Here is a 12916-nt window from a genome sequence, read left to right as displayed (position 1 = left end):
GTGCCCCGGTCAGTGATGCGGCGCGGTGAGGAGGGCCTGGCGCGCCTCCTCCAGCGTCTCGACGAGCAGCCGCCCGACGCGCTCGCGCGTCTCCGGACCCATGCGGGTCAGCGGCCCGGCGATGCTGACGGCGGCGACCGCGTCGCCTTTGCCGTCGAGCAGCGCGGCCCCGACGCAGGCCGCGCCTTCCTCGTTCTCCTCGACCTCCTCGACAAAGCCGCGTTGGCGGCACTGCGCCAGGATGGCGTCGAGCCGGTCGGGATCGATCGTGGTGTGCGGGGTCAGCGGCACGAGGGGGTGGAAGCCCAGCACCTGCCGGCGCGTGGCGTCCGTGCCGTAGGCCAGCAGCGCCCGCCCGCAGGCGGTCGAGTGATAGGACGCGCGCGTGCCGGCATAGGAGGTGATGCGCAGGCTCTGCGACCCCTCCAGGCTCTCGACGATGATCACGTCCATCGGGCAGGGCAGGGCGAGGTTCACGGTCTCGCGGGTCACCGCGCAGAGCTTGACGAGATAGGGCCGCATGAAGCCGAGGAGGTCGGTCCGCCGCTCCACCGCCCGCCCATAGGCGATGAGCTCGACGCCGAGCCGGTAGGACCCCTGGGCCGGGTTGTGCTCGACCAGGCCGACCTCGACGAGCGCCGTCGTGAGGTTGAAGGCGGTGGTCTTGGCCAGGCCGGTGCCGGCCGCGATGTCGCGCAGCAGGATCCAGCCGCCATCGCCGGACGCGAGCACGTCGAGGATCGCCTTGGCGCGCGCGATCGACTGGATCCGCGCCTCGGGAGCAGGGAGCGCCACAGCGGTCGTTCGAGGGCTCAAGCCGTTCCTCCCGGTGATGGCCGCGCCGCGGCGCCGCCTCTCTGCTCCGCTTGCGTTCCACGATGTAGAACGATTGTGCGAAGACATCCGTTTGTCACTACAGCGTCTGCCATCAGCTTTTGCAACAAAGAAAACGGGGACGAAATCCTGTTGACACGCTCTCGGGTTCAAGCTGAACATGACGTCAGAACATTCATCTTACATTGTGGAACGCGTCGATCGTTCCGCTCGGGGCAAGGGGAGGAGGCCAGCGATGCGGATGTTCGTCGGCTCCCTGGCGACGGAGACCAACACCTTCGCGCCGCTTCCCGTGGGTCGCGCCGCCTTCGAGGGCGCCTTCTACTTCCCGCCCGGCCAGCACCCCGAGACCCCGACGTTGTGCACCGCGCCCGTCGTCGCGGCGCGCCGCCGCGCCCGGCAGGACGGCTTCGAGCTCGTGGAGGGCACGAGCACCTGGGCCGAGCCGGCCGGGCTCGTCTCGCGCGGGGGCTATGAGAGCCTGCGCGACGAGATCCTCGACCAGTTGCGCGCCGCCATGCCTGTCGACATCGCGCTCTTCGGCCTGCACGGGGCGATGGTCGCCGAGGGCTACGAGGACTGCGAGGGGGACCTGCTCGCCCGCGCCCGCGAGATCGTCGGCCCCAAGGCCGTCGTCGGCGCCGAGTACGACCTGCACTGCCATCTCACCGAGAAGCGCGTCGCGGCCTGCGACGTCGTCGTGCTGTTCAAGGAGTTCCCGCACACGGACTTCCTGGCGCGCGCCGAGGACCTCGTCGACCTAGCCATCCGCACCTGGCGGGGTGAGATCAGGCCGACCATGGAGATGTTCGACTGCCGGACGCTGACCGGCGCGTTCATGACCAACCAGCCCATCGGACGGGCCTTCATCGACAGGATCTTCGCGATGGAGGGGAAGGACGGGATCCTGTCGATCTCGCTCGCCCACGGGTTTTCCGCCGGCGACGTCCCGGAGGTGGGCTTTCGCGTCCTGGTGACGACCGACAACGACAGGCCGAAGGCGGCCGCGCTGGCCGAAAAGCTCGGCCGCGAGGTGCTCGCCATGGGCCGCACCGCCACGCCGCGCCACTACAAGCCGGAGGAGGCGGTCGAGCTCGCCCGCAAGGCGACCGCCTGGCCGCAGGTCTTCGGCGACCGGTGGGACAGCCCCGGGGGCGGCGTGCCGGGCGACAGCACGATCATGATCGAGACGCTGCTGAAGCATCCCGACGTGCCCTCGGCGATCGGCGCCACCTGGGATCCGGTCGCCGTCGAGCTCTGCCATGCGGCCGGGCCCGGCAGCCACCTGTGGCTGCGCATCGGTGGCAAGGCGACGCCGGTCTCCGGCCCCACGCTCGACGCGCACGTCGTGGTGAAAGCCGTCACCGACGACCTCGTCATCCCCTTCGAGCAGAGCTGGGTGTCGCTCGGCGCGGCCGCGGCCGTGTCGGTGGGCGACGTCGACATCGTGCTGTGCAGCAAGCGGTCCCAGACCTTCAGCCCGCCGGCCTTCACCAATCTCGGCATCGACCTGTCGAAGAAGGCGATCGTCGTGGTGAAGTCGTCCAACCACTTCTCGGCGGCCTTCGCGCGCATCGCGCCGGCCATCCATTATCTCGACACCGGCGGCCCGTTCCCGCACGATCCGCTCAAGGTCACCTACCGGCGCGTGCGCCGTCCCATCGCGCCCCTGGACGCGAATCCATGGCCCTGAATCGCCTTCCCCTGCCGCCCAAGAACGGCGCCGACATCGACGACCTCATGCTGGACGCCATGACCAAGGGCATCCCGGCCTCGGCCGGTCGCCTGCGGCTGGGCGACGTCGCGGCGCGCGGCTGGAACATCTTCAGGGGTGACCTGCCGATGCCCGCCGCCGTCATGCGCGCCGACGTGCTCTCGGCCAACAACGGCTGGATGGCGGGGTTCCTCTCGGCCAACGGGCTGATGATCTCGCCCCACGGCAAGACGACCATGGCCCCGCAGCTCTACGCCATGCAGCACGCGGCGGGCGCCTGGGCGATCACCGTCGCGACCACCCAGCAGATGGCGGTCGCCAAGCACTTCGGCTTCCCGCGCGTGGTCATCGCCAACCAGCCGACCGGGCCCGCCAACATCGACGCCTGCTTCGCGGCGCTCGCCGACCCCGGCTTCGAGCTCTTCGTCCTGGCCGACAGCCGCGCCTGCGTCACGGCCTATGCGGAGGGCGCCCGGCGCGCGGGAGCCACCCGGCCGCTCGGCGTCTTCGTCGAGATGGGCGTGCCCGGCGGCCGCACGGGGTGCCGGACCCGCGAGGAGGGTGTGGACGTCGCCCGCGCCGTGGTGGAGGCGAAGGGCCTGTCGCTCGCCGGCATCGAGTGCTTCGAGGGCATCCTGCCCGACACCGCGCAGGTCGACGCGCTCTTGGACGACGTGCTCGCCGTCGCCGGCGCCTGCGTCGCGGAGGGGCTGTTCCCACCCGAGTCTCCCGTGGTCCTCACGGCAGGCGGCAGCGCCTTCTACGACCGGGTGGGCGAGCGCTTCGGACCCGCGCTCTTCGGCAACCGTCCGGTCCTGAAGATCATCCGCAGCGGCTGCTACCTGACCCACGACGCGATCGGCTACGCCAAGGCGCACGACCGCATCCTGCGCGAGACGACGTTGCGCCTGCCCGCAGGACGCCTGATGCCCGCCCTGGAGGTGTGGACCTACGTCCAGGCCCGCCCGGAACCCGGCAAGGCGATCCTCACCGCGGGCAAGCGCGACGTCAGCCATGACGGGCATCTGCCGGTGGCGACCGCCTGGTTCCGGCCCGGCGGCGGCATGGCGACGCCGCAACCGCTGCCCGACGGGCATGTGGTGGCGAGCCTCAACGACCAGCACGCCCATTTCACCATCCCGGCCGACAGCCCGCTGCAGGTCGGCGACATGGTGTCGCTCGGCATCGGGCATCCCTGCACGACCTTCGACAAGTGGGACGTGCTCCTCGTCATCGACGCCGACGGCACGGTCGTCGACGCGGTGAAGACCTATTTCTAGGAGGCGAGGCATGCGCATCGGCCTGATCCACGTCTCCCAGGAGACGAACGACTTCAACCCGCTGCCGACCTATCTGCGCGACTACGAGGCCTTCGCCATCCACCTGGGCCAGGAGGTCGTCGAGAAGTCCGGTGGCCTCGGGCAGGTCGGCGGGCACCTCGCGGCCGTCGCCGAGTCCGGCATTCCGGTCGAGACGGTCGGGATCATCCGAGCCAACGCGGTGGCGGGCGGGCGCATCGACACGCAGTCCCGGCAGTATTTCCTCGACGTCATCGAGAAGGGCCTGCGCGCGGCCGGCAAGCTCGACGGGCTGCATCTCCAGTTGCATGGCGCCTGCTCCGCCGAGGGGCTGGACGACGTCGAGGGCGAGCAGGCCGCGCTCTGCCGCCGCGTGCTGGGGCCGGACGTGCCGATCATGCTCGGCCTCGACCACCACGCCAACGTCACGCAACTGATGGTCGGCTCGGTCGACGCCATCGTCGGTCACCGCACGCAGCCGCACGACACCTTCGACACGGGCGTCATCGGCATGCGGCTCCTCATGCGGATCGTGCAGGAGAAGCTCAAGCCCGTCATCGCCATGCGCAAGATCCCGCTGGTGACGCACCAGGAGAAATTCCTCACCGCGCACGGGCCGATGAAGGCCTGGTTCGACCACGCGCGCGACATGGAGAAGGACCCGCGCGTGCTGCAGGCCGCGCCGTTCCCCATGCAGCCCTGGCTCGACGTCGAGGAGGGCGGCTGGACCGCGGTGGTCGTCACCAACGGTGACAAGGCGCTCGCCGAGAAGCTCGCCGACGAGCTCGCCGACCATGCCTGGAGCCTGCGCGACGCCTTCATGGAGCGCGAGGCCATGGGCATCGACGAGGCGGTGCGCACCGCCGACGCCGAGCCCAAGGGCGTCGTCGTGCTCTCCGACACCGGCGACACCGTGTTCGGCGGATCGGCCGGCGACAGCAACCTGCTGCTCGAGGCCATGCTGCGGCTCAAGATTCGCGGCCCGGCGCTGATCCCGATGATCGCGCCCGGCGTCGTGGCGACGCTGTGGGAGGCCGGCGAGGGGGCCACCGTGACGCTGCCGGTCGGCGGCGAGACGGCGAGCCGTTTCTTCAAGCCGCTGACCGTGACGGGAACGGTGAAGCGCCTGCGCCAGGGCGGCTTCACGATCCCCAGCTACCAGCGCAGCGAGATCGACATGGGCCGCACGGCGGTCTTCGAGGTCGGGCCAGTGACGCTGCTCGTCAGCGAACTGCGCGGGGTGGCGGGTAACCTGCCCGAAGTCTACCGCGTGCACGGCCTGGAGCCGACCGAGTTCAAGATCGCCGTCGTGAAGACCGCCTCGAACTTCCAGTACTTCGCGCCGATCTCCTCGCGCGTCGTGCGCGCCGACACCTCCGGCCCGGGTCAGTCCGACGTCTTCACGCTGCCCTGGCAGCGGCTGCCGCGCCCGATCTACCCGCTCGAAACCTTCGCCGACCGGAACGCGCCGCGCACCAGTCCCGCGCGCTAGTCCGGCCTGCGACGCCCTGAAGCCTAGCCTTTCCACCGTCAGACAAGGATGCAGGACATGACACACAGGTTCTCAATCGTGCGCCGCATCGCCGGCGCATTGGCTCTCGGGACTTCATTGGCGCTCGCCGCGCCGGCGCCCACCTACGCCCAGGCGCTGCGCGTGGCGGTCATCGCCGACATCGCCAACTTCGATCCCCACCAGTTCTCGTCGGTGAACGCCTCGCTGATCAAGAACCTCTACGACAGCCTTCTGGAATACACGCCGGACGGCAAGGCGATCCCGAGCCTGGCCGAATCCTGGCAGATCGCGCCCGACGCGAAGTCCGTGACGCTCACGCTGCGCAAGGACGTGAAGTTCCATTCGGGCGGCGCTTTCAACGCCGAGGCCGTGGCCGCCAACTTCAAGAAGGCCGCCGATCCCAAGCTCGGCAAGAACGTCTTCGCCACCATGGGCATCGTCGACAACTGGCAGGTCGTCGACGCCAACACCATCAAGGTGAACTTCAAGACGCCGGTGCCGGAGCGCCAGATCACCGACCTCTTCCAGTTCATCTCGATCATCGACCCGGCCGGGATCGACACGGTCGAGCAGAAGCCCGCGGGCTCGGGCGCCTACATGCTGGGCGAGCGCGTCGTCGGCCAGCGCATCAAGCTCGTCGCCAACCCGAACTACTGGCGCAAGAACGAGCCCGTCACCAAGGACGTCGAGATCACCGTCTTCGCCCAGGACGCCGCGGCCACCGCCGCGCTCGAATCCGGCGGCGCCGACGTGATCTACGGCGGCACCGCGCGCAGCGCCGCCCGCCTGAAGTCCGCCGACTATCCGGTGCTGTCGGGCCCCGGTCCGCTCGTGCAGGTCTTCCGCATCAACGCGACCCGCGGGCCGTTCAAGAACGCCAAGTTCCGCCAGGCCTTCAACTACCTGATGGACCGCGAGAACATCCTCAAGGCCGGCTATGCGGGCCTGGGCGAGGTCGTGGCGTTGCCCTGGGCGCCCTCGAGCCCGGCCTTCGACGCAAGCTACACCAAGACCTATGCCTTCAACCTCGACAAGGCGAAGGAACTGCTCGCCGCGTCCGGGCTGAGCGCCGCCGACCAGAGCGCCTGGAAGCTCGTCGTCAACTCCGGCAGCCAGCCCGACGTCGTGATCAGCCAGCTGGTGCAGGCCACCCTCAAGAAGGTCGGCATCAACATCGAGCTCGACATGAAGGAGGGCTCCGACCTCGTCGACACCATGCTGCAGGGCCGCTTCGACGCGCTTTTCGGCGGCGTCGGCAACATCCAGAAGTTCCCCTCGCGGCTTGCCACCAACAGCATCTACCGCACCGTCAACAACCCGGTGCTCGGCAACCCGCATCCGTTCCCGGAATACGTGGCCGCCATCTCCAGGGTGGACACCACCGTCGGCAGCCCCGCCGAGGTGAAGGCCGCCTATGACGGGCTCAACAAGGTGCTGATCGAGACCGCCTTCGGCATCCCGACCAACACCTACGACCAGGGCATCATCGTCACGGGCAAGAACGTAACGGGCTTCACGCTCGACATGGACAACATGCTCGTGCTGCGGACCACGGGTATCAAGAAGTGATGCATCGATCCGACAGGACGGGGACCGACCAGACGGCGGCCCCCGTCCTGTCCATTCGCGGGCTCGACGTCACGTTCCTGGGATCGGGCAAGCCGATCCATGCGGTGCGCGGCGTCGATCTCGACGTCTTCGAGAACGAGGTGCTGGGCATCGTCGGCGAGTCCGGGTCGGGCAAGAGCGTCACCGCGCTCGCCGCCGCCGGGCTCCTGCCGCGCAATGCCCTGATCGAGGGCTCGATCAGGCTGAACGGCCAGGAGGTCGTGGGCGCCGACGACGACACGCTGCGCCGCCTGCGCGGGCAGGACATCGGCGTCGTCTTCCAGGACCCCTCGACCACGCTCAACCCGCTGCTGCCCGTGGGGCGCCAGATCGTCGAGGGCGAAATCGCCCATGGCCGCCTCGCGTCCTCGGCCGGGCAGGCGAGGGCGGTCGAACTCCTGCGCGAGGTCGACATCGCCGACCCGGACAACCGGGCGCTCCAGTACCCCTTCCAGTTCTCCGGCGGCATGCGCCAGCGCGCCGTGATCGCCATGGCCATGGCCGGTCGGCCCCGGGTCATCATCGCCGACGAGCCCACGACGGCTCTCGACGTGACCGTGCAGGCCCAGGTGCTGGCCCTCCTGGCCGAGCGGCAGAAGCAGACCGGGGCCGCCGTCGTGCTCATCACCCACGACCTCGGGGTCGTGGCGGAGGTGGCCCACCGTGTCGCGGTGATGTATGGCGGGCGCATCGTCGAGACCGGGACGGTCCGCGAGATCTTCAGCCAGCCCCGCCATCCCTACACGGCGGCCCTGCTGCGCAGCGCGCCGCGCATCGACGTCACGGGCGACCGGCTCGACCCGATCCCGGGACAGCCGCCGACGCCGACCGACATGCCCACCGGTTGCGCCTTCCATCCGCGCTGCGCGATCGGGGAGGGACGCCAGAAGTGCCGCGCCGAGGAGCCGCCCCTGCGCATCCTCGACGGCACCCGCCGGTCCGCCTGCCACTATGCCGAAGAGGTGCCGCCACCCTTCAGGTCCGGGTCCGGGTCCGTGCCGGCCATCGTGCGGCCGGCGCCGGTCTCCGCTCCGGAACCGCTGCTGACGGTGGACGACCTCAGGGTGCATTTCCCCATCCGCGCGGGGCTGCTGAAGCGCGTGGTGCGCACGGTCCGGGCGGCCGACGGCGTGTCGCTCAGGGTCGCGCCCGGCGAAACGCTGGGCCTCGTCGGCGAGAGCGGCTGCGGCAAGACGACGACGGGCCGGGCCATCATGGGCCTCGTGCCGACGACGAGCGGCAGCATCCGCTTCGACGGTCAGGAGATCCGCGGCCTCGACCGCACGGGCATGCGCGGCGTCCGGCGCCGCATGCAGTACGTCTTCCAGGATCCGTTCTCCTCGCTCAATCCGATGCTCAGCGTCGGCGAGGCCATCGCCGAGCCGCTGCGCATCCATGGCCTCTACGACGAGATGGGCGGAGCGGCGTGGATCGCGCGCCTGTTCGAGATGGTGGGCCTGTCGCCCTCGGTGGCCCACCGCTATCCGCGCGAGTTCTCCGGCGGCCAGAAGCAGCGCATCGGCATCGCCCGCGCGCTGTCGCTGAAGCCCAAGCTCCTCATCCTCGACGAGCCGGTCGCCTCCCTCGACGTCTCCATCCAGGCGCAGGTCGTGAACCTGCTGCAGGACCTGCAGAGGGACCTGAAGCTCGCCTATCTCTTCATCGCCCACGATCTCTCGGTGGTGAAGCACATCTCCGACCGGGTCGCGGTCATGTATCTCGGCCGGGTTGTGGAGGAGGGGGCCAAGCACGACGTCTACAGCGCGCCGGTGCATCCCTACACCCAGGCGCTGCTCTCGGCGGTGCCCGTCGTCGACGCCGCCACGCAGGGCCGCACCGCCCGCATCGTGCTGGAGGGCGAGATCCCGGATCCGGCCAAGCCGCCGTCCGGCTGCCATTTCCATCCGCGCTGCTTCAGGGCCACCGACCGCTGCCGCACCGAGGCGCCGGCCTTCGCGCCGGTCCCCGGCAGTCCGAGCCTGGCGGCGTGCCACCATCCGGGAGCGGGGGCATGAGCGGGGCTCTGGTCGCAGCCGCCCGCGTCGGGCGCCGTGTCATCGCCAAGCCGGGCGCGGCGCTCAGCATCGCCTTCCTGGCGGGGCTCTCGACGCTCGCCGCCTGCGCCGGCCTGCTCGGCTTCGATCCGCTCACCCAGGACGTCATCCGCATGCTGGAGGGGCCGTCGCGTGACTTCCTCTTCGGCACCGACGAACTCGGCCGCGACATCCTGGCGAGGGTCATCTACGGGGCGCGCACCTCCCTCGTGACGGCGGCGGGCGCGGTGCTGCTCGCGGCCTCCATCGGCGTGCCGATCGGCCTCATGGCCGGTTTCTTCGGCGGCTGGCGCGACGTCGTGCTGATGCGGATCGTCGACCTTCTGCTGGCGCTGCCGGGCATCATGCTGGCGCTCGCCATGATCGCCGTGCTCGGCCGCAGCCAGGCGGCCGCCCTCGTGGCCGTCGGCATCACCGGCGTTCCGACCTTCGCCCGCGTGGCGCGGGCGCAGGTGCTGACCCTGCGGCGGCGTGACTTCGTCACCGCGGTGGAGGCCTTCGGCGCGACCTCGTCCTACAGCATGTTCCGCACCATCCTGCCGAACTCCTGGAGCCCCATCCTGACGCAGATGGTGGTGCTCTCCTCGGTGGCGATCCTGCTCGAGGCGGCGCTGTCGTTCCTGGGCGTCGGCATCCCGCCCCCCACGCCGAGCTGGGGCGAGATGCTGCGCACCGGCAAGGAGTACCTGCACGACGCGCCAACCTTCGCGGTGCTGCCGGGCCTCGCGCTGACGCTGACCATCCTGGCCTTCGACACCATCGGCCGCGCGCTCTCCACCGTCATCGAGGGCCGCGACACGGTGATCGCCGCACGGAGCGACGAGCGATGATCGGCTTCATCCTGCGCCGCCTGCTCCATCTCGTGCCCGTGCTGCTCGCGGCCTCAGCGCTCATCTTCTTCATGATGTACGGGGTGCCGGGCGGTCCCATCGGTGCGCTCGTCGGCGAGAACGCGACACCCGAGCAGATCGCCGAGGTGACGCGCCGCTTCGGCCTCGACCGGCCGGTCATCATCCAGTACTTCGACTGGCTGTGGCGGGCGCTCAACGGGGACCTCGGCGTGTCGCTGCACAGCCGCGTGCCGGTGATGCAGCTCATCGGCGAGCGCCTGCCGGCGACCCTGCAGCTGGCGGCCGCAGCCACCGTGCTCGGCCTCCTCATCGGCATTCCGATCGCCCTGGCGAGCGCGCTCCACCAGGGCAGCTGGCTCGACCGGATCCTGAGCGGCTGGGGCGCGCTGGCGCTGGGCGTTCCGACCTTCTGGGTCGGCATCCTGCTCATCCTGCTCTTCGCCGTCGAACTGCGCCTGCTGCCGGCCGCGTCGGCCTACGTCCCGTTCTGGCAGTCGCCGCTCGGCATGCTGCGCGCCACGATCCTCCCCGCCGCCACGCTGGGGCTCTACGTCTCGGGCATCTTCGCCCGTTTCCTGCGCGGCTCGCTGATCGCCGAGCTCAACGCCGACTACGTGCGCACCGCGCGCTCGAAGGGCCTGTCGGAGGGCGTCATCGTCGCCCGCCACGTCATGCGCAACGCGCTGCTGCCCTTCATCACCATCGTCGGCATCATGCTGGCGGGCTTTATCGGCGGCTCCGTGGTGACCGAGGCGGTGTTCACCTATCCGGGCATGGGCCGGCTGGTCATCCAGGCCATCAGCAGCCGCGACTACCCGCTGATCCAGGGCTCGATCCTGGTGATCCTGGCGATCTACATCCTGATCAATCTCATGGTCGACGTGCTCTACGTCTATATCGACCCGAGGATCGACTATGACTGACGCCTGGTCTCCCGCCGCGCTCTTCGGCCTCGCCGGGCAGGTAGCGCTCGTCACCGGGTCGACCCGGGGGCTCGGCTGGGCCATGGCGCAGGCGCTGGCGGGGGCGAACGCCCACGTGGTGCTCAACGGCCGGGATGCCGCTGCCCTGGAGGCCCGCGTGGCGGAGCTGAAGGGCCGAGGCGCCAGCGCCGAGGGCCTGTGCTTCGACGCCACGACGGGCGCGGAAGGGGCATCGGCCCTGCGGGCGGTGGCGGAGCGCCACGGTCGCCTCGACATCCTGGTCAGCAACGCCGCCGCCTCGCTGCGCAAGCCCGTGGTCGAGATGAGCGACGAGGAGTGGGAGCGCGACATCGCGGCCAACCTCACGGGCGGCTTCCGCCTCGCCCGCGAGGCGGCGCGGATCATGACGGCGGCCGGCTACGGGCGCATCCTGTTCACGTCCTCGATCAACGGCATGATCGTGCGCCCGGGCATGGCGGGCTACGCCGCGGCCAAGACCGGCCTCTTCGGCCTCGTGCGCGGCCTCGCGGTGGAGGTGGCCGGCAAGGGCGTGACGGTCAACGCCATCGCGCCCGGTTATTTCCTGACCGACGGCAACGCCCGCACCCGCGCCGCCGACCCGGCCTTCCACGACCGCATCGCCGCCCGCATCCCGGCCGGCCGCTGGGGCAACCCGCCCGAGCTCGCCGCCGCAGCCCTCTATCTCGTCTCCCGCTCCGCCTCCTTCACCACCGGCACCGTGCTGACGGTGGACGGCGGGATGACGGTGTCGATTTGAGGAGGCCGTTCATGCCTCCGCTCGAGGCTCCCTCTGTCCGCCGTCATGCCCGGGCTCGGCCCGGGCACCCACGACTTGCGCTGCTGGCCCAAAGGCGTGGATGGCCGGGCCAGGCCCGGCCAGGACGCGCGGAGATGCAGACTTTGGGAGGAACCAGGCGGACTGAGCCAACCCAAGGACCCTTGCGATGCCCTTGATCGACGCGCTTCGCCTCCGCACCGGCATCGCCCGCAGCTTCGAGGCCGCCGGCGCAACAGCGCGCGAGGCGACGCTCATCGCCGAACATCTGGTCGAGGCGAGCCTGCGCGGCCACGACTCGCATGGCGTCGGCCTGCTGGCCTCCTACCTGGATTCGATCGAGGCGGGGCGCATGGTGCTCGGCCGGCCGCTCGCCATCGCGCGGGACCTCGGCGCGCTGGTGGTCTGCGATGGCCGGCGCGGGGCAGGGCAGGTGATGGCCCATGAGGCGATGGACCTCGGCATCGCCCGGGCGCGCGCCCATGGGCTCTGCGTGCTGGCGCTTCGCGACGCCCACCATATCGGCCGCATCGGCCACTGGGCCGAGCAGTGCGCAGGGGCCGGTCTCGTCTCGCTGCACTTCGTCAACGTGCCGCGCCATGCGGCCGTCGCGGCCTTCGGCGGCACGACGGCGCGGCTCGGCACCAACCCCTTCGCCGTCGGCATTCCGCGCCCCGGGCACGAGCCGGTGGTGGTCGACTTCGCCACGAGCCGCTGGGCTGTCGGCAAGGTCCGCGTCGCCAATGCCAAGGGCGAAACGCTGCCCGACGGCATCCTGCTCGACGCGGACGGGCGCCCCACCGTCGATCCCTCCCGGCTCTTCGCCTCGCCCGCGGGCGCCCTGCTGCCCTTCGGCGAGCACAAGGGCTTCGGCCTCGCGCTCGCCTGCGAACTCCTCGCGGGCGCGCTCACCGGTGGCGCCACCCAGGACGGCAGCACCGAGACGGGCGTCACCAACTCGATGCTGTCGGTCATCCTGCCGCCGGAGAGCTTCGACGACGCGGGCGGCCATGCCGAAAGGGTCGAGGCTCTGGCGGCATGGATGGCGCGGGACGCCGGATCGATGCTGCCCGGCGATCCGGAGCGCACGACACGCGCCCGTCGCCTCGCGGAGGGGCTGCCGGTGGACGACGCCAGTTGGGCAGCCATGGTGGCTGGGGCGGCCAAGGTGGGGATAGCCGATCTGGTGGGCTGACCCACCACTGGTCCCCTCTCCGCCGTCCTGCCCGGGCCTGGCCCGGGCATCCACGACTTTGCCGGGGGCGTGCTGAAGTCGTGGGTGGCCGGGCCAAGTGTTTAGACCGGGGAGATGGTGGACACCTGTT

The 12916-nt window shown here is 70.5% G+C and carries 10 protein-coding genes; 9 read left to right on the top strand and 1 reads right to left on the bottom strand.

Annotated elements, in window-relative coordinates; all coding sequences use genetic code 11:
- Positions 1 to 9: 9 nt before the first annotated feature.
- The gene (locus Q0Q47_RS04175; RefSeq protein WP_293854832.1) at positions 10 to 816 is read right to left on the bottom strand and encodes an IclR family transcriptional regulator; all 807 of its coding nucleotides are present in this window, start codon (positions 814 to 816) and stop codon (positions 10 to 12) included.
- 253 nt (positions 817 to 1069) lie between these two features.
- Between Q0Q47_RS04175 and Q0Q47_RS04170 the strand changes: the two genes are divergently transcribed.
- The 9 genes from Q0Q47_RS04170 (at position 1070) to Q0Q47_RS04130 (ending at position 12786) form a co-directional block, all read left to right on the top strand.
- Positions 1070 to 2527 carry a M81 family metallopeptidase gene (locus Q0Q47_RS04170; protein WP_293854830.1) on the top strand — a complete coding sequence of 486 codons (1458 nt, stop codon included), beginning with the start codon at positions 1070 to 1072 and terminating at the stop codon, positions 2525 to 2527.
- Positions 2518 to 3828 carry an amino acid aldolase gene (locus tag Q0Q47_RS04165; protein WP_293854827.1) on the top strand — a complete coding sequence of 437 codons (1311 nt, stop codon included), beginning with the start codon at positions 2518 to 2520 and terminating at the stop codon, positions 3826 to 3828. Before Q0Q47_RS04170 ends, Q0Q47_RS04165 begins: the two co-directional genes overlap by 10 nt.
- A 10-nt stretch (positions 3829 to 3838) precedes the next feature.
- Entirely contained in the window at positions 3839 to 5338 is a 1500-nt protein-coding gene (locus Q0Q47_RS04160; RefSeq protein WP_293854824.1) for a M81 family metallopeptidase, read from the top strand.
- Positions 5339 to 5395: 57 nt separating this feature from the next.
- Positions 5396 to 6928, top strand: coding sequence for an ABC transporter substrate-binding protein (locus Q0Q47_RS04155; RefSeq protein ID WP_293854821.1), 1533 nt, complete (start codon positions 5396 to 5398; stop codon positions 6926 to 6928).
- Positions 6928 to 8982, top strand: a complete 2055-nt coding sequence (locus Q0Q47_RS04150; RefSeq protein WP_293854818.1) for an ABC transporter ATP-binding protein — start codon at positions 6928 to 6930, stop codon at positions 8980 to 8982. Before Q0Q47_RS04155 ends, Q0Q47_RS04150 begins: the two co-directional genes overlap by 1 nt.
- Positions 8979 to 9851 (top strand): ABC transporter permease, encoded by an 873-nt coding sequence (locus Q0Q47_RS04145; protein ID WP_293854816.1) that lies wholly within the window; start codon positions 8979 to 8981, stop codon positions 9849 to 9851. The genes Q0Q47_RS04150 and Q0Q47_RS04145 overlap by 4 nt, the downstream gene beginning before the upstream one ends.
- A complete protein-coding gene (locus tag Q0Q47_RS04140; RefSeq protein WP_293854813.1) occupies positions 9848 to 10795 on the top strand; it encodes an ABC transporter permease in 948 nt (315 codons plus the stop codon). Before Q0Q47_RS04145 ends, Q0Q47_RS04140 begins: the two co-directional genes overlap by 4 nt.
- A complete protein-coding gene (locus Q0Q47_RS04135; RefSeq protein WP_293854810.1) occupies positions 10788 to 11573 on the top strand; it encodes an SDR family oxidoreductase in 786 nt (261 codons plus the stop codon). Before Q0Q47_RS04140 ends, Q0Q47_RS04135 begins: the two co-directional genes overlap by 8 nt.
- Before the next feature lie 187 nt (positions 11574 to 11760).
- Positions 11761 to 12786: a malate/lactate/ureidoglycolate dehydrogenase gene (locus Q0Q47_RS04130; RefSeq protein WP_293854808.1), complete on the top strand. Its 1026-nt coding sequence runs from the start codon at positions 11761 to 11763 to the stop codon at positions 12784 to 12786.
- The last annotated feature ends 130 nt before the right edge of the window (positions 12787 to 12916 follow it).

The organism is uncultured Alsobacter sp. (assembly GCF_945952055.1).
GTDB lineage: Bacteria > Pseudomonadota > Alphaproteobacteria > Rhizobiales > Beijerinckiaceae > Alsobacter.
The sequence above is the reverse complement of the archived record's forward strand: the minus strand, read 5'-3'. Positions and strand labels throughout refer to the sequence as shown.

What these genes read in the sequence shown, in the direction of transcription:
- Q0Q47_RS04135 (WP_293854810.1), top strand. Translation starts at nt 10,788, where the DNA reads ATGACTGACGCCTGGTCTCCCGCCGCGCTCTTCGGCCTCGCCGGGCAG.
- Q0Q47_RS04145 (WP_293854816.1), top strand. Translation starts at nt 8,979, where the DNA reads ATGAGCGGGGCTCTGGTCGCAGCCGCCCGCGTCGGGCGCCGTGTCATC.
- Q0Q47_RS04170 (WP_293854830.1), top strand. Translation starts at nt 1,070, where the DNA reads ATGCGGATGTTCGTCGGCTCCCTGGCGACGGAGACCAACACCTTCGCG.
- Q0Q47_RS04160 (WP_293854824.1), top strand. Translation starts at nt 3,839, where the DNA reads ATGCGCATCGGCCTGATCCACGTCTCCCAGGAGACGAACGACTTCAAC.
- Q0Q47_RS04140 (WP_293854813.1), top strand. Translation starts at nt 9,848, where the DNA reads ATGATCGGCTTCATCCTGCGCCGCCTGCTCCATCTCGTGCCCGTGCTG.
- Q0Q47_RS04155 (WP_293854821.1), top strand. Translation starts at nt 5,396, where the DNA reads ATGACACACAGGTTCTCAATCGTGCGCCGCATCGCCGGCGCATTGGCT.
- Q0Q47_RS04150 (WP_293854818.1), top strand. Translation starts at nt 6,928, where the DNA reads ATGCATCGATCCGACAGGACGGGGACCGACCAGACGGCGGCCCCCGTC.
- Q0Q47_RS04130 (WP_293854808.1), top strand. Translation starts at nt 11,761, where the DNA reads ATGCCCTTGATCGACGCGCTTCGCCTCCGCACCGGCATCGCCCGCAGC.
- Q0Q47_RS04165 (WP_293854827.1), top strand. Translation starts at nt 2,518, where the DNA reads ATGGCCCTGAATCGCCTTCCCCTGCCGCCCAAGAACGGCGCCGACATC.